The organism is Nostoc sp. (assembly GCF_036919895.1).
In the GTDB taxonomy this organism is placed as follows: Bacteria; Cyanobacteriota; Cyanobacteriia; order Cyanobacteriales; family Nostocaceae; genus Nostoc.
On the sequence record NZ_JBALBW010000078.1, the window covers coordinates 35,794 to 54,342 of the forward strand.

At 40.2% G+C, this 18,549-nt stretch carries 15 protein-coding genes; 7 read left to right on the forward strand and 8 right to left on the reverse strand.

What is annotated here, in order from left to right; genetic code table 11:
• Positions 1–81: 81 nt before the first annotated feature.
• The 4 genes from V7K55_RS15780 to V7K55_RS15795 form a co-directional block, all read right to left on the reverse strand.
• Positions 82–1,272, reverse strand: a complete 1,191-nt coding sequence (locus V7K55_RS15780; protein ID WP_334832816.1) for a hybrid sensor histidine kinase/response regulator — start codon at positions 1,270–1,272, stop codon at positions 82–84.
• Between the two features lie 183 nt (positions 1,273–1,455).
• Positions 1,456–1,827 (reverse strand): response regulator, encoded by a 372-nt coding sequence (locus V7K55_RS15785; protein ID WP_334832818.1) that lies wholly within the window; start codon positions 1,825–1,827, stop codon positions 1,456–1,458.
• Between the two features lie 507 nt (positions 1,828–2,334).
• On the reverse strand, positions 2,335–3,618 hold the full coding sequence (locus tag V7K55_RS15790) for an aspartate aminotransferase family protein (protein WP_334832820.1): 1,284 nt from the start codon (positions 3,616–3,618) through the stop codon (positions 2,335–2,337).
• A gap of 242 nt (positions 3,619–3,860) precedes the next feature.
• Positions 3,861–4,484 carry a Uma2 family endonuclease gene (locus tag V7K55_RS15795; RefSeq protein WP_334832822.1) on the reverse strand — a complete coding sequence of 208 codons (624 nt, stop codon included), beginning with the start codon at positions 4,482–4,484 and terminating at the stop codon, positions 3,861–3,863.
• Between the two features lie 136 nt (positions 4,485–4,620).
• Here V7K55_RS15795 and V7K55_RS15800 point away from each other — a divergent pair, with 136 nt between their 5' ends.
• From V7K55_RS15800 to V7K55_RS15810, 3 genes are all read left to right on the forward strand, one after another.
• On the forward strand, positions 4,621–5,637 hold the full coding sequence (locus V7K55_RS15800) for a potassium channel family protein (protein ID WP_334832824.1): 1,017 nt from the start codon (positions 4,621–4,623) through the stop codon (positions 5,635–5,637).
• A gap of 87 nt (positions 5,638–5,724) precedes the next feature.
• On the forward strand, positions 5,725–6,486 hold the full coding sequence (locus tag V7K55_RS15805; RefSeq protein ID WP_334832826.1) for a leucine-rich repeat domain-containing protein: 762 nt from the start codon (positions 5,725–5,727) through the stop codon (positions 6,484–6,486).
• A gap of 116 nt (positions 6,487–6,602) precedes the next feature.
• Positions 6,603–7,628: a leucine-rich repeat domain-containing protein gene (locus tag V7K55_RS15810; RefSeq protein WP_334832828.1), complete on the forward strand. Its 1,026-nt coding sequence runs from the start codon at positions 6,603–6,605 to the stop codon at positions 7,626–7,628.
• Between the two features lie 177 nt (positions 7,629–7,805).
• Here the strand turns inward: V7K55_RS15810 and V7K55_RS15815 are convergent, their stop codons facing one another.
• Entirely contained in the window at positions 7,806–8,363 is a 558-nt protein-coding gene (locus tag V7K55_RS15815) for a methylmalonic aciduria and homocystinuria type D protein (RefSeq protein WP_334832830.1), read from the reverse strand.
• A gap of 164 nt (positions 8,364–8,527) precedes the next feature.
• On the opposite strand from V7K55_RS15815, the gene V7K55_RS15820 reads away from it, so the two are divergent.
• Positions 8,528–8,668: a hypothetical protein gene (locus tag V7K55_RS15820; RefSeq protein WP_334832832.1), complete on the forward strand. Its 141-nt coding sequence runs from the start codon at positions 8,528–8,530 to the stop codon at positions 8,666–8,668.
• On the opposite strand, the gene V7K55_RS15825 is transcribed toward V7K55_RS15820, so the two are convergent.
• From V7K55_RS15825 to rsmH, 3 genes are all read right to left on the reverse strand, one after another.
• Positions 8,660–8,866: a glycogen debranching protein gene (locus V7K55_RS15825; protein ID WP_114081438.1), complete on the reverse strand. Its 207-nt coding sequence runs from the start codon at positions 8,864–8,866 to the stop codon at positions 8,660–8,662. The two genes, V7K55_RS15820 and V7K55_RS15825, sit on opposite strands and share 9 nt — an antisense overlap.
• 147 nt (positions 8,867–9,013) lie before the next feature.
• The gene (locus V7K55_RS15830; protein ID WP_334832834.1) at positions 9,014–9,667 is read right to left on the reverse strand and encodes a MotA/TolQ/ExbB proton channel family protein; all 654 of its coding nucleotides are present in this window, start codon (positions 9,665–9,667) and stop codon (positions 9,014–9,016) included.
• 75 nt (positions 9,668–9,742) lie between these two features.
• On the reverse strand, positions 9,743–10,639 hold the full coding sequence (rsmH, locus tag V7K55_RS15835) for a 16S rRNA (cytosine(1402)-N(4))-methyltransferase RsmH (protein ID WP_334832836.1): 897 nt from the start codon (positions 10,637–10,639) through the stop codon (positions 9,743–9,745).
• Positions 10,640–11,148: 509 nt separating this feature from the next.
• On the opposite strand from rsmH, the gene V7K55_RS15840 reads away from it, so the two are divergent.
• The 3 genes from V7K55_RS15840 to V7K55_RS15850 all read left to right on the forward strand — a co-directional run bounded on the left by V7K55_RS15840 (position 11,149) and on the right by V7K55_RS15850 (position 18,502).
• Entirely contained in the window at positions 11,149–12,333 is a 1,185-nt protein-coding gene (locus tag V7K55_RS15840) for an NAD(P)H-quinone oxidoreductase subunit H (RefSeq protein ID WP_334832838.1), read from the forward strand.
• A gap of 366 nt (positions 12,334–12,699) precedes the next feature.
• Positions 12,700–15,672, forward strand: coding sequence for a helicase-related protein (locus tag V7K55_RS15845; RefSeq protein WP_334832840.1), 2,973 nt, complete (start codon positions 12,700–12,702; stop codon positions 15,670–15,672).
• Entirely contained in the window at positions 15,644–18,502 is a 2,859-nt protein-coding gene (locus V7K55_RS15850; protein ID WP_334832842.1) for an Eco57I restriction-modification methylase domain-containing protein, read from the forward strand. Before V7K55_RS15845 ends, V7K55_RS15850 begins: the two co-directional genes overlap by 29 nt.
• Positions 18,503–18,549 lie beyond the last annotated feature (47 nt).

Consider the following 18,549-nt stretch of genomic DNA (forward strand, 5'->3'; position numbering starts at 1 on the left):
CTCAATATTGCAGCTCTATTTTCTATAGTGACACGGTTATTGATTTATTTTTTGATAGTCTCTAAATCAGTAAAATTTAGTTTACCCGCCTAGCCATTGCAGTGGGAGAGTCACAATTACTGTTGTGCCAACATTCTCCTCACTTTCTAATTGAACATGACCACCGTGTAACTCAACACATTTTTTAACTATAGTGAGTCCTAGTCCTGTTCCTGGAATTATACCCACATTACTAGCCCGATAAAAGGTTTGAAACAAACAAATTTGGTCTTTGAGGGGAATACCCATTCCCCGATCTCTTACCTGGAAAGTTGCCAGACCATCTTTACAAATCAAATCAAACCAAATAGTGCTATTTGGAGGGGAATATTTGATGGCGTTGGAAATCAAATTCGTGAAGATACAATTGAGGAGGTCTTCATCCATTTGGGCTTGAGTGGATTCACCTTGAAAGGTAAAAATAATGCTGTGCTGACTACCTACATTGACTTGCAGAATATCTGTAAGTTCAGTACAGAATTTTTCTAAATCCAGAAACGTCGGTTTGCATTCTAGTTTAGCTGCTTCAGTTTTACTCAAAAATAGTATCTCATCTAAGAGATTGAGCATCTGGTTGATAGCATTTTGAATTCGATCGAAGTATTTAGTTCTGCGATCGTCAGTTAGTTTTTCACTGTTATATTCAAGGATATCTACAGCCGTCCGAATCGTAGTCATGGGGGTACGGAATTCGTGGGAGACCATTGCTACAAAGTTCGATTTTAATTCGTTGAGTTCTTGTTCTTTTGCCAGCGCCTGACGGGTATGTTCTTCGCTATCCCGTAGTTGGTTGAGAATTTCGCTCCTTTCAATGGCATAGCGAATGGCACGCACTAACTGTTGTATCGTTATTTGATCTTTAACGAGATAGTCTTGTGCGCCTTCTGCTAATGCTTGCATTGCTAAATCTTCATCATCAAGCCCTGTTAATACCACAACTGGGATATCGGGAACTGCTGCCCGAAATTCTTTCAAGGTATCGAGTCCAATGGAGTCAGGGAGGCTGAGGTCTAATAAAACTAGGTCGAATCTGCGTTGCTTGCGACTCTCTATCTGAGAATCATCAACAGTGGACGCGGAGTTTTCCCTGCTGGCATATATTGCTTCAGATAGCCGTTCAACATGTAACATCTGCCACTGTTCTTGATCTGCATGAAAAAATATCCGGCATAGCAGATGGGCATCATTAGGACTATCTTCTACTAATAAAATGTGAATTATAGGTTTTTCCATCGTACAGGGTTATATCAAGTTGTTAGATAATCACCTGATTTGCTATTGGTTCAGACAGGGCTTATTTCTCTGCTGTTATTAGCAACAATTTAAATTACCAACCCCATTCCGTTCGTGGTAGTGTCACTGTTATCAGCCAGAAATCTTTAGATCGATTGCACAACCTGAATAAACTGGTAGACATCAATAGGCTTTATTACTTACGTAGCAATTAACACTGAGATTATCAGAATGTGGTATATCCTGCTTATCATTTGAGGTACTAATTATGACAACAGGAATGCATTCAATATTTGGGTCTGATTTGATTTCTGTTAACACTTCCCGCCTATCCATTCCTGGGGAATTCAGGTTAAGTAAGATTAAGTCTGGACGGGGAGAAGCGAACTCTTCTTGCTCCCGTAAGTAGTTCATAGCACTTTCACCATCTTCAACCCAGTACAAGTTGTTGGCAATTTGGGCATTTAAGAAGCTTTTAATGGTTAGGTTAGCATCACAAGGAGAGTCTTCAACTAGCAAAACTTCAATGAGTCGCAATGCCTGATTATGAATCATGCAGTTATTAGTAAGTTATTAGGCAGGTGTACAGTACATATATCTAAAGATACCTTAATTTGCGTTCAGGGTAAGATAAAGTACTGTTCCTCCGCTAGGTTCCGACTCAGCCTAGATGCGATCGCCATACTGCTCGACGATCTTTTTACAAGTAGCTAGACCAGTTCCTGCACTAGGAAAATCTCGACAAATAAGTGATAATAGCTTTGCTCTGAGCGATCGCTATATATAAACTACTAAGAGCTAGATCGAGTGGAGTATTGCAGTCTACGAGGGTAAATTACTGACGGCGAGTCCCAGGCGAGATAAACTAGCAAGTCTTGAATCAACGGCGCTATTCACCATTCGTACAGAATTGATTCTGTTAGCGGTAGCGGGGCGTTCAGCCCATTCTAACTTCTGACTTCTGATATTCTGTTTTCATAAAACAAAGAAAAAGCGAGAAACAGACACAAATACTGATCCTCGCTTTTTGATTATCTAAGCTGTAAGAGTTGCGTAGATGCCCTACGGCTTGTCGTTAGACATCGCCTTTTCCACAGCTTCCAAGGCAATGTTTACTTCCGCCTCTGTGACAATTAGCGGTGGTACAAATCGGACTACTTTTGGCCCGGCGGGTACGAGTAATACACCCTCCTTGATGGCAGCATTGACGATATCTGCTGCGGTGAGTTGAATATCGGCTCGCAACTCCAAACCGTTGATTAAACCCCAACCCCGGACTTCGCCAATGTGCTGAGGATATTTAGCTGCGATCGCTCTTAATCCAGTTCGCAACTGTTCACCCCGTTCTTCCACATTCTGCAAAATATTTTCCCGTTCCAATGTCTGGCAAACACTGAGTGCTACACCACACACAAAAGGATTGCCGCCAAAGGTGCTGGCGTGTTCCCCTGGCTGAAAAATATCGCAGAATTTCTTACTCATCATTGCACCGATGGGGATACCGCCACCTAAGCCTTTGGCACTGGTGAAGATATCCGGTTCAACGCCGAGATGTTCATAAGCCCATAATTTGCCACTGCGCCCCATACCAACTTGCACTTCATCGAAAATCAATAAAATGCCAGTTTGGTCGCAAATCTGCCGAAGCTTTTTGAAATAGGCAACATCTCCCGGACGCACACCGCCTTCTCCCTGCAATGGCTCAATCAAAATTGCCGCTACCCGGTAATCACCTTCATCCAACTCACTAATCGCTATTTCCACAGCGTTAATATCGTTGTAATTTACGTAGTGGAACCCAGGAACCAAAGGATCAAAATACTTTTGATATTTTGGTTGTCCCGTAGCGGTAACGGTGGCCAAAGTCCGCCCGTGGAAACTGGCATTGGCGGTTAAAATAATTGGTTTTTCAATGTCTAATACTGTATGGGCATATTTCCGCGCCAGTTTAATTGCGGCTTCGTTGGCTTCGGCTCCAGAGTTGCAGAAAAATACGCGATCGGCACAAGAATGTTCAACAAGCCATTTTGCCAATTCACCTTGTTCAGGAATATAGTACAGATTAGAGACATGATGCAGCTTCTGGATTTGGCGTGTTACCGCTTCTACCATCACTGGGTGGGCGTGTCCCAAAGTACAAGTCGCAATTCCCGCTACAAAGTCCAGATATTCTCGTCCCTGTGTATCCCACACCCGGCATCCAGCACCCCGTTCTAGGGCTAAGGGAAACCGACCGTAGGTAGACATGACAGCTTCATTGAAGCTATCTGCATCAAAGGGACTAGATGCTACAGACCCTGAATCTGGGGGGATGGTGCCTTGGTCAACGAGAGTTTGTAGGCTCACTACCGCTCCTCCTGAAAGTTTTTCATTATATAGTTATTTACTAGTTTGCTAGAAATCCCTAAAAATTACTTTTTATCTAGCACAACTTGTACTTCTTTTTAAGTTAACGTTTATAGCCCACATTTTATACTTCATTTTTTGCTACAGAATCAAGTGGGGAATGAACAACGTATTTAATTAAATTAATGTAACCCACTCTGAATAAGGATTTCAGGAATTGCGATCGATTAAAAAAATGTCGTTCAGATATTACCAGCATTAAAAATCTGCTCTACGGTTAAATCCAATTCTGGGAAGGTGGGTGAAATAATGCGATCGCTTCCACGAAACAGGTAGAGTTGGTATTCACCCTCAACTAGTGAATAAATCGATATTGTCGGCTGTTTGGGGTTGCCAATAAATCGTCTGCCTCCCAGTGCTGCGTAGTCTACAATCCAATATTCAGGGATGCCGACTCCTTCATAACGACCCAATTTTGTAAAATAATCATCTCTCCAGTTTGTACTTACAACCTCAACTACCAAAGGAATTGACTCTGCTTGAGTAAGAGTGGATTCTTTTTTCCACAGAGGTTCATTTACTAGGTTGGGGCGGTTTAACAACAACACATCTGGTAAATAAGCAGATTCACTTTCAGATGGTTTTACGAATGCTGTTTTGGGAGAGTCATAAGATAGCTTCAGTCGGGTATATTCTAAAATAAATCTCTCGATTAAAAATAAAATAATCTCCTCATGGTCGGCTGTCGGTGCGAATATCTCAATTACTACTCCATCGCGTAATTCGTAGCGTTTATTTGAGTTGTCAGGGTATTTAGTGATAAATTCTTCAAACGTGACTAGTTTTCTTTGTAGGGCTTGAGTCATTAGTTAATCCTCAAAGTCAAACTGAGTTTAAATATACTAAAAAGTTAGCAGAAAACTAGAAAATTAGGTTAAAAGTACTATTGTTACTTCATTCTCAACACTTGAGCAAAAATATCAACGGATCCAAAAAGAGTTAATGGCCGGGGCGATCGCTCTTGGCGGTGTTTTCTTCATTGGCACTTTGTGGTATTGGCTAGTCGAGGGCTGGTCATGGGAAGATGCAGCGTACATGACAGTCATCACTTTAGCCACTGTGGGATATGGAGAGATACACCCACTGGGTAGCCGAGGACGATTGTTTACAATTGCCCTGATTTTGTTGGGTGTAGTCAATATCGGTTACATTGTCAACAGATTTACAGAAGCGATCATTCAAGGCTACTTTCAAGAAGGAATTCGGCTACAACAACAGAGGCGGTTAATGGAATCCCTATCAGAACATTACATCATCTGTGGATTTAGCCGGACTGGTCGGCAAATTGCTAAGGAATTTCGGGCAGAAGATGTATCTTTTGTGGTGATTGATTCGGAGATGGAATCTGTGCAAAGGGCGCAGATGGAAGGTTACACAGCATACCAAGGTGACGCTACCCTCGATGACACACTCTTGAAAGTTGGCATTGAACGGGCGATGTGTATCGTTGCAGCACTCCCTTCCGATGCTGAAAATTTATATATTGTTTTATCAGCAAAAACACTAAATACAGGAATTCGCGCGATCGCCCGCGCGAGTACAGAAGAAGCTTTGCAGAAGTTACGACGCGGTGGTGCAGATGAAGTGATATCCCCCTATATTACTGGTGGGAAGCGCATGGCTGCTGCGGCACTTAGACCCCAAGTCTTGGACTTTGTAGACGGTATTCTGACAGGTGCAGACCGCCAGTTGTACATGGAAGAATTTTTACTTGACCCGGCTTTTTGTCCCTTTGTGGGTCAGAGTTTGCAAAAAGCGAGATTGCGATCGCAATCTGGGGCATTAGTTCTGGCAATTCGCCGCGTTGATGGGACTTTAATCGGTGGTCCCACTGGCGATACAGTCTTAATGCCAGGCGATCGGCTAATTGGTATGGGTACAGCTGAACAGTTGCGTAGCCTAAACCAAATTCTCGGCCCGATTAATTCCAAGCAACTGCGGCGACCGAAAAATACCTGATTTTTTTCCTTAATTACTTTTTTATACCAAGTTTTAAGTAATGCCTGTATAGTGTAATTGCATACTTTAAAAGTATAATATCATGCAATGAAACTTACATTAAGCATCGCCACAATATTTACTTTTGCTTTGGGATTTTACAGTACACGGACTATTGCTGCTCCTCTTGCAACTCCCAAAAGCTTTACAGATTGGTGTGAGCAGAAATTAACTTTACCTCCACAGACAAAACATACCGTCGAGGTTCTTTTAGAAAAAGCCCAGACTCAAAACTGCAATCAGGCTAACCAAAAGCTGACTAATTTGACTTGTCTCAACCTCGACTTCAATGAAATCAGCGATATCAAGCCCTTGTCCAATCTGACTAATTTGACTTTTCTCTCCCTCAATTTCAATAAAATCAGCGATATCAAGCCTTTATCCAATCTGACTAATTTGACTTATCTTTTCCTCGGCTCAAACAAAATCAGTGATATTAAGCCTTTGTCCGCTTTGACAAAATTGACTTATCTCCCCCTCAGCTTAAATGAAATCAGCGATATCAAGCCTTTGTCCGCTTTGACAAAATTGACTTATCTCTCCCTCAACTTCAATAAAATCAGCGATATTAAGCCTTTGTCCGCTCTTAAGAAATTGGCTTTTCTCAATCTCGACTCAAATGAAATCAATGATATCAAGCCTTTATCTACTCTGATTAATTTGACTTATCTCGACCTGGAATCAAATAAAATCAACAATATCAACATTTTGTCCACTTTGGTAAAAGTGAATTTTCTTATTATTAAAAATAACCCGATCGCACCCAAAATATGTCCTATAAAACCAGAATCTATTTGTCAATTTGATTAGCTGCAAATAAGACTAGTAAATCACTTAATTTATCCATGTATAAGTGTTATACATTTACTGATTGATTCAAGATAAAAATTAGCAAATAGTCTACTACATCAAGAATAAAAATCACAATGAAACTTACATTAAGTATCGCCACAATATTGACTTTCGCTTTGGGATTTTACAGTACACGAACTATTGCTGCTCCTCTGGTAACTACCAAAAGCTTTACAGATTGGTGTAAGCAGAAACAAACTTTACCTCCACAGACAAAACATACTGTTGAGGTTCTTTTAGAAAAAGCCAAAACTCAAAATTGCAAGCAAGCTAACCAAAAGCTGACTCATTTGACTTCTCTTGACCTCAACTCAAATAAAATCAGTGATATCAAGCCTTTGTCTGCTCTGACTCATTTGACTTCTCTCGACCTCGGCTCAAATGAAATCAGCGATATCAAGCCTTTATCCACTCTGATTAATTTGACTTCTCTCAACCTCAACTTCAATGAAATCAGTGATATCAAGACTTTATCCACTCTGACAAAATTGACTTTTCTCTCCCTTCACTCAAACAAAATCAGTGATATCAAGCATTTGTCTGCTCTGAATAATTTGACTTCTATTGACCTCGGCATAAATGAAATCAGCGATATCAAGCCTTTGTCTACTCTGAAAAAATTGACTTCTATTAACCTTGACACAAATGAAATCAGCAATATCAAGCCTTTGTCTACTCTGACTAATTTGACTGCTCTCTCGCTCCGCTCAAATAAAATCAGCGATATCAAACCTTTGTCCACTCTGACTAATTTAACTTCTCTCTCCCTGCGCTCAAATGAAGTCAGTGATATTAAGCCTTTGTCCACTCTGACTAATTTGACTTATCTCTACCTCAACTCAAATGGAATCAGCGATATCAAGCTTTTGTCTAATCTGACTAAATTGACTATTCTCTCTCTTGAATCAAATGAAATCAGCAATGTCAAGCCTTTGTCCGCTCTGATTAAGTTGACTGAACTCTCTCTTAACTCAAATAAAATCAGCGATATCAAGCCTTTGTCCGCTCTGAAAAAATTGACTTTTCTTAATATTAAGAATAACCCGATCGCACACAAAATATGTCCTGTAAAACCAGAATCGATTTGTCAATTTGATTAGCTTCTGATTACAACCAGGTGGACTTAATCGATGCAGACAGCCTATTCCCTAGATTGAGTCTTTTTAAGCACGTCCTAATCTCTAAATACCGAAGTATCTGTTTTTTATTTTCCTCTTTTCCAATATATATGGATGAGGCGGTTCAGGGAGAAATAACCAATAACTAATGACTAATAATTAATAATCAACTTCTTTCCACCCATGCATAGCTGCTACACCTTTAGTAACCCATTCGATCAAAATTGGGGGAGCTTCTGATATCAAAATGCTAGGATAAACTGCTGCACCCCATTCGGGATGCACTAGTACGCGGCATTGATTTTTAATCACTGGATAGTTGAGTAAAGCTTTGACAACTGCTGTGTCATCGTGGGGAATTGCGCCCGGGTGAGACAGTAAAGGATAGCCTGTACGAGGGTCGATTAAGTCTGTTAGATAGCCGCGATCGCGCAGATTAAATGCTAAATCACAGCCAAATCTCATAAACTTTTCTCGTAAGCGTTCTTTCTCTGACTCTACTTCTGCCGTCTTTTTGACTAATTGATAACGCGATCGCTGTAAGACAATCACTACTCTTAAAAATGGCTGCCGTTTCCAATCTGGTAATATCCGTTCGCAGTTAGCACAGATATATTGACTGGGAGCATGAATTGAAATTTGAACCGCTTGTCCCGTTTCGCCAACTAAATTAATAGGACAGGCTTGCTCCGAAGTGTAAACTTTGGGATAGTTCACTAAATTGATTCGGCTTATACAAGTTTTTTAATTTAATCTACGGTATAGATGATAGCTCTTAAAAGTTCAGAAAAATCATCATTTTCCTCTTTTATATTACTTTTTTTAGAAGCATAAGTTAATAATTTGAGAGTTTTAATCCAAATTTTATCCTTTATTAACCTGTGTTTATGGGATTTGCTGCGATCGCTGTAGGCATTGGCATAGATGCAGAGTGTCATAGACAAGCTGGCTACGCCTATGCTCCTGAAATTTATTCGATCAAAACCTCAAAAAATGAACTCCATCTCACCCAATTAATTTAGTTTTAAAGAATTCACCGGCACTTCATCCCAAGAATCGACTGTCCGCAATTGAGCTACCCAACCTGCTGCTTTTTGCTTCTCGGTCAAATTATTCTGAAAGGAATCATGACACTCTTTAGCTTGAGATTCATTACAAGTAGCAATACAGGCATGAATCATCCCAGACGGGTCAATTTGCTCGTTTACCCAAATAGTCATAGAATATTTCCTCAAAAACTGTAGCGAAAAAAGCTATTTAGTTATTTTAGAACACTATTAGAGTCAAAAATTGCAGAGCAAAATCGGTAACAAGTAGTAAATTAATCCCAATTACCGATCGCTAATTTACAATTACCCAATTCCGCTTTATCTGTTAGGCACATAGGATTTATCACCTTTTTCATAGCGACGGCGGTAGAGTAATTCTAACTGTCCACCATATTCTTGAATCCAAGCTATCTGGCGCTGGTAGAGTCCCCGGAAGGTATTAGCAAATAATAATGTAAAGATTGCTACTACTAACCCTGATGCTGTGGATACTAAGGCTTCACTAATTCCAGATGTTACACCTGTTGTTTTAGTACCTCCTACATCTCCAATATTTAGAGAGGCAAAGGAGTTAATTAATCCTAAGACAGTGCCGAGAAGTCCCAACAATGGCGCAAGACCAATAATTGTCTCAAAAATATTTTGCGATCGCTTGAGTAAGGGAATTTCGCCTTGTGCTTCACTTTCTAATGCCAAACGAAATTCTTCTGGTGTCGGCTCCTCTAATTCTAAAGCTGCTAAAAAAATTCGAGCGATTGGTAAATCAGCATTCTTTTGCAACTTATCTAAAGCACTAACTACATTATCAAGGCGATAAAGCTGTAGCACCTCTCGCACTACCTTGTTTTGCCGATTATTTATCCCTACCCAAAAGATGATCCGTTCGATAATCAGCGCCACGCCTAACAAAGAGAATGCCAGCAGAGGCCACATGACTACGCCACCTGCTGTAAACAGATTACTAATTTCCATCTATTATTTTTTAACTCACCAACAACGCTAGATTAACAGATTGTTGTTATACAGCAGTTTAAGGCTGCATCGCATTTACAGCAGCTTTTCAGCTATTCTCAGTTTGGCCGATCGCGATCGCGGATTCTGACTAATTTCTTCTTCTTGTGCAATAATCGGCTTTTTTGTCAAGACCTTTAATAAAGGTGAATTTCTTAAACCATGCTTCACCGGGCGGTCTTCCAAACTGTGAAAACTGATAATCGCAATTCTGCCACCAGGGACAAGGGCCTTTGGGGCTTTATCCAAAAAGGTTTCTAGAGATTTTAATTCATCGTTGACGACAATTCGCAGAGCTTGAAAAACACGAGTAGCGGGGTGGATTCTGCCATAGCGGTATTTTGGGGGAACTGAAGAAGCGATCGCATCAGCCAATTCTGTAGTAGTATGCAACGGTCGGCGTTCTACAATCCGACGAGCGATGCGCCGTGATAATCTCTCTTCACCGTACTTAAAGAAAATATCAGCTAATTCTGCTTCATCCCAATTATTAATGATATCAGCAGCAGTTAGCGATCGCCCTCGATCCATTCGCATATCTAAATTTGCGGCTTGGCGAAAGCTGAAACCCCTTTCTGCTTGGTCTAAATGGTAAGAACTTACCCCCAAATCGGCGAGAATACCATCGAAAGTATTAGGAGGATATTTGTAGTCAGAAAAATTGCTATAGATAAATTGTATGCGATCGCCAAACTCAGCTAATTCTTTCCTCGCTGCTGCTAAAGCATCCTCATCTTGGTCAATCGCCGTTAATTGCACATCTGGCAAAGCTTCTAAAATTAGGCGACTATGACCACCACCGCCTACCGTTACATCTAAATAATGTCCGCTTGGACGAACCGCCAAACCCTCAATTACCTCTCGTCCCAAAACGGAAATATGAGAAAAAGCGAGTTCTTCTAAATCTAACGGTGTTTGTAAATCTGATTTCATCTTTAATTTTATTTTTATTTCTATTTGGTAAGACCTACACCAAAAACCTCTTATAGCGTTTTCTAATCACATGAGGTAGATCATAGCCCCCTCCTCGCTTGCGGGGAGGGGGTTGGGGGTGGGGTTCTTGTATCTCACTCAATCGAGAACCGCTATAAAATCCTATTCCTCCGTGTCCTCTGCGTCTTCTGTGGTTCGATTTAAGTCCTATTTAACACTCAATCCCAATACTCAACATCAGGATTTTAAATGCAAAAAGAGATTAGATGAAAAAAAACCTGTGCCTAAATCCCTTGTATATCAAGCTTCCCTATAATAATTGAAGAGGTGCAACGAAATGAAACAATTACAACTCCTGCGCTGCTATCCTCTCTCCAACATAACCCTGTAGAGTCAAAATTATATAGATTGCCCCTACAAACCTCATTTTGGCAGACTAGATAAATCGGCTGTGGTTGGCATCTAGGCGGTTCAATTCAAAATTTTCACGAACGGAGAACACGAAATCTATGACCAGACTAGAAACCCGCACTGAACCAATGGTGCTAAACATGGGGCCACACCACCCCTCAATGCACGGGGTTCTGCGGCTAATCATGACTCTGGATGGCGAGGATGTCGTTGACTGTGAACCAGTTATCGGCTATTTGCACCGGGGAATGGAAAAAATCGCTGAGAACCGGACTAATGTAATGTACGTCCCTTACGTTAGTCGCTGGGACTACGCGGCGGGAATGTTCAACGAAGCGGTTACTGTTAACGCCCCAGAAAAGCTTGCAGGTGTTGCTGTTCCCAAACGCGCTAGCTACATTCGCGTCATTATGTTGGAGTTGAACCGCATCGCTAACCACTTGCTATGGTTTGGCCCCTTCTTAGCTGACGTAGGCGCACAAACTCCCTTCTTCTACCAGTTCCGCGAACGGGAAATGATTTATGATTTGTGGGAAGCTGCCACAGGTTATCGGATGGTAAATAACAATTACTTCCGCATTGGTGGAGTAGCAGCCGATTTACCTTACGGTTGGGTAGATAAGTGTTTTGAATTCTGCGACTACTTAATACCCAAAGTTGATGAGTACGAACGCTTAGTAACCGATAACCCCATCTTCCGGCGACGTGTTGAGGGTATTGGGACTATCACCCGTGAAGAAGCAATTAACTGGGGACTTTCTGGCCCAATGTTACGCGCTTCTGGCGTGCAATGGGATTTGCGGAAAGTTGACCATTACGAATGTTACGACGATTTCGACTGGGATGTGCAGTGGGAAACTGCCGGTGATTGCTTTGCCCGTTACGTAGTGCGGATGCGGGAAATGCGCGAATCGGTGAAGATTCTTCGCCAAGCACTTAAAGGACTTCCTGGCGGCCCTTACGAAAATCTGGAAGCGAAGCGTTTAGCCGCAGGTAAAAAATCTGAGTGGGACGCATTTGATTACCAATTCATTGGTAAAAAGGTTTCCCCTACCTTCAAGATGCCCAAAGGTGAAATCTACGCCCGTGTAGAAAGTGGCAAAGGTGAATTGGGAATTTATTTGGTTGGCGATGATAATGTCTTCCCAGCACGTTGGAAGATTCGCGCCGCAGATTTCAACAACCTCCAGATTGTTCCACATTTACTGCGCGGAATGAAGGTTGCAGATATTGTGGTCATTCTCGGTAGTGTTGACGTAATTATGGGTTCTGTGGATAGGTAGAAAATATCTATCTAATTATTTTTTTGAGCAGTTGTATTATGCAACTGCTCTTTTTTTACGAACCACAGAGGCGCAGAGGACACAGAGAGAAGGAGAAAATGCTGGATTCTATCCAGTTTAATACGTGGAGCGATCGCACTATTCACTAAGAGACTTCCAAATTAAAAACATCCAAAAATTTCATACAATAATCCTTTCTCTTCTTCATCTCTCTGTGTCCTCTGCGCCTCTGTGGTTCGTTATATAGCGTTTCCTAATCACATCAAGTACATCATAGCCCCCTCATCGCTTGCGGGGAGGGGGTTGGGGGTGGGGTTCTTGTACCTCACTCAACTGAGAACCGTTATATTTATAGAGTTTTAAATAATGCCCCGGATATTTGACAACATTGATTTACAACTGCTACCGATTTTACGAGAAACTCTCAAAGTCTCTTATCGCGCAGATTTTTGCGTTGGCTACTTTAACCTCAGAGGTTGGCGAAGAATTGATGACTTAATCGAACAGTATGTTGGTGGCGAAAATGCTTGTTGTCGTTTGCTAATTGGGATGCAAAGCTTACCCAGTGATGAAGTTCATGCAGCATTTAGCCTTGTTAGTGGTGATGGAAGGATTGACAATAGTAGCATTGTGCGGTTTAAAAAACGCATGGCGGCGGAATTTCGCCAGCAATTAACTATCGGTGCGCCGACTAATCAAGATGAAGCGGGGTTGCGGCGGTTAAGTCATCAGCTAAAAAGTCAGAAGGTAATTATTAAACTGTTTTTGCGGCATTCTCTCCATGCCAAGTTATATCTTGTGCATCGGAACGATGCTAACACTCCAACTGTAGGATTCTTAGGAAGTAGTAATTTAACTCTTCCTGGATTGGCTAAACAAGGGGAGTTGAATGTTGATATTTTAGACCACGATGCTTGTAATAAACTGCAAAAGTGGTTTAGCGATCGCTGGCAAGATTACGGTTGTGTAGATATATCTCAAGAATTGGCTGAAATTATCGATCGCAGTTGGGCTAGACAAGAGCTAGTTTCGCCTTACTACATCTACCTGAAGATAGCTTACCACTTATCCCACGAAGCGATCGCAGGACTTTCAGAATTTCGTATCCCCCGCGAATTTAATAACTTATTTGACTTCCAGAAAGCTGCCGTACAGCTAGCAGCACGTCATGTAACTAGGCGTGGTGGCGTGTTAGTGGGTGATGTGGTCGGTTTGGGCAAAACTTTAGTTGGAACTGCCCTAGCTAAGATATTACAAGAAGATTGTTTTTTAGAAACACTGATAATTTGCCCAAAAAACTTAGTGTTAATGTGGCAAGAATATGTAAATAACTATCGGTTACTTGCCGAGGTTATGCCAATTAGTCAAGTACAAAATAAATTACCAAAACTCCGGCGCTACCGAGTTGTGTTAATTGATGAAAGCCACAATTTACGTAACCGCGAAGGTAAACGTTATAGAACGATTACAGAATATATTGCAGCTAACGAAAGTAAATGTATTTTATTATCTGCAACTCCTTACAATAAAAGTTATCTTGACCTTTCCGCGCAACTACGGCTATTTGTGCCAGAAGACCAAGATTTAGGATTAAGACCAGAAGCTTTAATTAATGAACTGGGTGGCAGTTCGGTAGGAGAATTAGAGTTTATTAGAAAGCATCAGTGTTCAGTCCGTTCTTTAGCAGCCTTTGAGAAAAGCGAACACCCTGATGACTGGCGAGAATTGATGAAGCGTTACATGGTGCGACGCACTCGTTCATTTATTAAAGAAAATTATGCCCACACAGATGAAACAGGGCGCAAATATTTAGCATTTTCTGATGGGAGACGTTCTTATTTTCCCCAGCGTGTGCCTCGTAGTCTCAAGTTTCCTTTAGAAGGTTCTGATACAGACTTTTATGCTCGTCTTTACTCTGAGTTAGTAATAGAAGTAATTAATCAACTCAATTTACCGCGTTATGGGTTAGGAAATTACATTATTGCTAAACATAAACAGCCACCAACAGATACCGAGCAACATTTTATTAATAGCTTATTTCGTGGTGGTAGGAGGTTAATGGGTTTTTCGCGCACTAATTTATTTAAACGTTTAGAAAGTAGTGGCGTTGCTTTTATTCAATCAATTGAACGTCATATTCTACGAAATTTCATTTATTTATATGCCTTAGAGCATGGGCTTGATATTCCGATTGGAACTCAAGAAGCTGAGTTATTAGATACGAGTAATAATGATGAAGATGCTGATTCTGTAGTAGCAGCTTTATTCGATACAGAAATAGAAGAAGATGATTCTACTACTTCGCCGCAAGTAGAAGTAACTCTTTTTTCTAACGAAGAGGAGAAAGCATCGAAAACCGAAAAAGTATTTCGTCAAAGGGCAGAATCAATTTATCAAGAATATACAACTCGATATCAACGGCGATTTAAGTGGCTGCGTTCTACACTTTTTGATATAAAAAAGCTCAAACGTGATTTGCTAGAAGATGCGAAAGCACTGATTAATGTGCTGCAACAGTGTGGCGAGTGGAACCCTCAAAAGGATGAAAAACTTACAGCTTTAATTAAACTGCTAACAAAAACTCACCCCCAAGATAAAGTCCTAATTTTCACTCAGTTTGCTGATACAGTCCGTTATCTCGCAGACAATTTGCAGTTGAGTCAAATTACCAACGTCGCCGGAGTGACAGGACAAGCTAAAGACCCGACAGTAATGACCGGAAGATTTAGCCCTGTGAGTAATGGAAAACGGGAGCAAATTTCATCATCAGATGAGTTGCGGATTTTAATAGCTACTGACGTTTTGAGTGAAGGTCATAATTTACAAGACTGTGCAATTATCGTCAATTGGGATTTACCTTGGGCAATTATTCGCTTAATTCAACGCGCCGGACGAGTAGACCGCATTGGACAAAATGCTGACCAAATTCTCTGTTATTCTTTTTTACCAGCCGAGGGAGTAGAACGGATTATTAATTTGCGGGGACGACTCCGTAAACGATTGCAAGAAAATGCCGAAGTGGTGGGAACTGATGAAGCTTTTTTTGAAGATGATGATGCGCGAGTAATTCTTGATTTATACAACGAAAAATCTGGAATTTTAGATGGCGAAGAAGATACAGAAGTTGATTTGACTTCGGAAGCATTTCAAATTTGGAAAAAAGCCACTGATAATAATCCGGGCTTGAAAAAAACGATTGAAGAAATGCAAAATGTAGCTTATTCTACCCGCGCTCATACTCCGCAGCCTGTGCAACCGGAGGGAGTATTGCTTTATATGAAAACCACCGAGGGAAATGATTCTTTAATTTATGTTGACCGTTTATTTTCTCCAGCGTAAGGGTTTTATTGATAATGAAGATTTAAGTTATCTGCAAAATAAGCTAGAACAAAGCAAACAAAAAGGTGAAGATCATTTTTATGGTGAATTTCTCAAGGCTTTGTTTTTTGAAAGCTTTGCTAAACCTGAGTTTGAACGCGATTCATCTGTTCAAGAATTGGTAGGAAAGGTTAAATACCTAAATGGTGGATTATTTCTAAAGCATCATATTGAAGATAAATATGATATTACTATAGTTGATGAGGCGTTTGAGCAAGTTCTAGATTTATTTGGGCGTTATTCTTGGAATCTAGATGATACGCCGGAAGGGAAAGACGACGAGATAAATCCTGATGTTTTAGGATATATTTTTGAAAAATATATTAATCAAAAAGCTTTTGGAGCCTATTATACTAGACCGCAAATTACAGAATATCTCTGTGATAGAACTATCCACAAGTTAATTGTAGACCGCGTAAATGATGCGCTATCCGATCAGTATAAGTCATTTGAGGATATCAATGAACTTCTGATTAAACTGGATGCAAATGTTTGTCGTCTATTAATGGAAGATATTCTTCCTAATTTATCAATTCTTGACCCGGCTTGCGGTTCTGGTGCTTTTCTTGTGGCGGCGATGAAGACGCTAATTCAAGTTTATAGTGCGGTGTTCGGGACAATTAAGTTGATGGGTGATGACACTCTCAAAAAGAAACTTGAGGATATAGAAAATTTACACCCGTCACTACCTTATTTTATCAAAAAGCGGATTGTTTCTGATAACCTTTATGGTATAGACATCATGGAGGAAGCGACGGAAATTGCGAAACTACGCCTTTTCTTAGCTTTGGTTTCTTCTGCTCACGATGTTAAAGAGTTAGAACCTTTGCCTAATATTGATTTTAATATTATGGCGGGTAATTCGTTAATTGGTTTAATTAAAGTAGATGATACTGCTTTTGATGCAGTGGGAAATTCTCTACAAGGAAATCTATTACAGTCTTTAGCCGCAGATAATTATAAGAAGATTTTAGAAGAAAAAAATAAGTCTGTTGATTTGTACAAAAAACACGCTTTTTTACCGAAAGCATTACCCGATACAGATACGCCTCAAGATACTCGATTGGTACACATTCGCAAAAATATTGAACAACTCAACAAAAAATCGCAAGAGAAGTTAAATCTTTTGCTGTTGGATGAGTTTAGTAAGCGTTTGGGTATCAAGTATGAGGAAGTTCAGTTAACTGGAAAGTCACAGAAGCGGGTTTTGAAGGTTGAGGATATTGCAGCTTTGAAGCCGTTTCACTGGGGTTATCATTTTGATAAGGTTTTAGAACGCGGCGGCTTTGATGCGATTATTACTAATCCGCCGTGGGAAACTTTTCAGCCAGATGCAAAAGAATTTTGTTCTGAATACAGTGATGTCGTGTCTAAGAAAAAGATGGACATCAAAGATTTTGAGGTTGAGCTAAAACGTTTATTAATAGATACAAAAATTCAAAAAGCATGGTTAAAGTATCAAAGTGATTACAATCATCAAAGAGAGTATTTTAGATTTGCTGAACAGTATAAAAATCAGGTTCCTATAATTAATGGTAAACGCCACGGTAAAGATGTTAACTTTTACAAACTGTTTTTAGAACAATGTTTTAATCTTTTACGTTATGGTAGTGGATGTGGAATCGTTATACCAAGTGGAATTTATACTGATTTAGGAGCTAAAAAGCTTCGAGAGATGCTATTTAATCAGACTGAAATCACTGGTTTATTCTGCTTTGAAAATCGTAAGACAATTTTTGAAGGAGTTCATCGTAGTTTTAAATTTGCAATTTTAACTTTTGAAAAACAAGGGAGAACAGAAAATTTTCCTGCTGCTTTCATGCGGCAAGATGTACAAGAATTGCAACGTTTCCCTAAAAATGATGGATTACCAATTAGTATTGACTTAGTGCGAAAACTATCACCTGATTCTCTCTCAGTAATGGAGTTCAAAAATGAGATTGACTTTCACATTGCTGATAAAATGACCAAGTTACCATTGCTGGGTGAAAAAATTGAAGATAAATGGAACTTGGAACTACATCGTGAATTTAATATGACTGATGATGCTTTTCTTTTCAAGAAAAAGCCAGAGCAAGGGAAACTAGCGCTCTATGAAGGTAAAATGATTCATCAGTTTACTCATATCTTTGCTGAAGCAAAATATTGGATAGATGAACAAGAAGGTAGAAAAGCATTATTAAAACGAAAGGAAGTAGATAGTGGTCAAAAGTTTGACTATCAAAACTACCGTCTAGGTTATAGGGATATAGCGTCAAGTACCAATCAACGAACAATGATTGCAGCAATTCTTCCCCCTAATGTTTTTGCAGGGAATACAGTAGTTTTGTCAAACCGATTTTCAAAACTTAATGAATTACTATTTATTTGCTCTTTACTTAATAGTTTCACTTGCGACTTTGTAACTCGTCAAAAAGTTACGTCTCATTGCAATATGTTTTATGTCTACCAACTACCAGTCCCACGTTTAACAAAAAACGATCGCAACTTCAACGATATTGTACAACGCGCTGCCAAACTCATCTGCACCACACCAGAATTTGACGAACTCGCGCAAGAAGTCGGTTTAGGTTCCCATCAACAAGGCGTTACCGACGAAGCAGAACGCGCTAAACTCCGCGCCGAACTCGATGGAATGGTAGCACACCTTTACGGTTTAACTGAAGATGAATTTAGCTACATCCTCACAACATTTCCCATTGTGAATGCAACCGTTAAAGAAGCAGCGTTAGAAGCTTACCGTCGCCAAGTAGGGGTAATTCATGAATTACCCCTACAGCGTGTAAGTTAACTAGAGACAGCAAACCTTAAAGGATCTAAGTCTGCTACAATTTCTAG

Excerpts from the sequence above, each read along its gene's own strand:
- V7K55_RS15780 (WP_334832816.1), bottom strand. The coding sequence starts at position 1,272 with ATGGAAAAACCTATAATTCACATTTTATTAGTAGAAGATAGTCCTAAT.
- V7K55_RS15785 (WP_334832818.1), bottom strand. The coding sequence starts at position 1,827 with ATGATTCATAATCAGGCATTGCGACTCATTGAAGTTTTGCTAGTTGAA.
- V7K55_RS15795 (WP_334832822.1), bottom strand. The coding sequence starts at position 4,484 with ATGACTCAAGCCCTACAAAGAAAACTAGTCACGTTTGAAGAATTTATC.
- V7K55_RS15800 (WP_334832824.1), top strand. The coding sequence starts at position 4,621 with ATGGCCGGGGCGATCGCTCTTGGCGGTGTTTTCTTCATTGGCACTTTG.
- V7K55_RS15805 (WP_334832826.1), top strand. The coding sequence starts at position 5,725 with ATGAAACTTACATTAAGCATCGCCACAATATTTACTTTTGCTTTGGGA.
- V7K55_RS15810 (WP_334832828.1), top strand. The coding sequence starts at position 6,603 with ATGAAACTTACATTAAGTATCGCCACAATATTGACTTTCGCTTTGGGA.
- V7K55_RS15825 (WP_114081438.1), bottom strand. The coding sequence starts at position 8,866 with ATGACTATTTGGGTAAACGAGCAAATTGACCCGTCTGGGATGATTCAT.
- V7K55_RS15830 (WP_334832834.1), bottom strand. The coding sequence starts at position 9,667 with ATGGAAATTAGTAATCTGTTTACAGCAGGTGGCGTAGTCATGTGGCCT.
- rsmH (WP_334832836.1), bottom strand. The coding sequence starts at position 10,639 with ATGAAATCAGATTTACAAACACCGTTAGATTTAGAAGAACTCGCTTTT.
- V7K55_RS15840 (WP_334832838.1), top strand. The coding sequence starts at position 11,149 with ATGACCAGACTAGAAACCCGCACTGAACCAATGGTGCTAAACATGGGG.
- V7K55_RS15845 (WP_334832840.1), top strand. The coding sequence starts at position 12,700 with ATGCCCCGGATATTTGACAACATTGATTTACAACTGCTACCGATTTTA.
- V7K55_RS15850 (WP_334832842.1), top strand. The coding sequence starts at position 15,644 with ATGTTGACCGTTTATTTTCTCCAGCGTAAGGGTTTTATTGATAATGAA.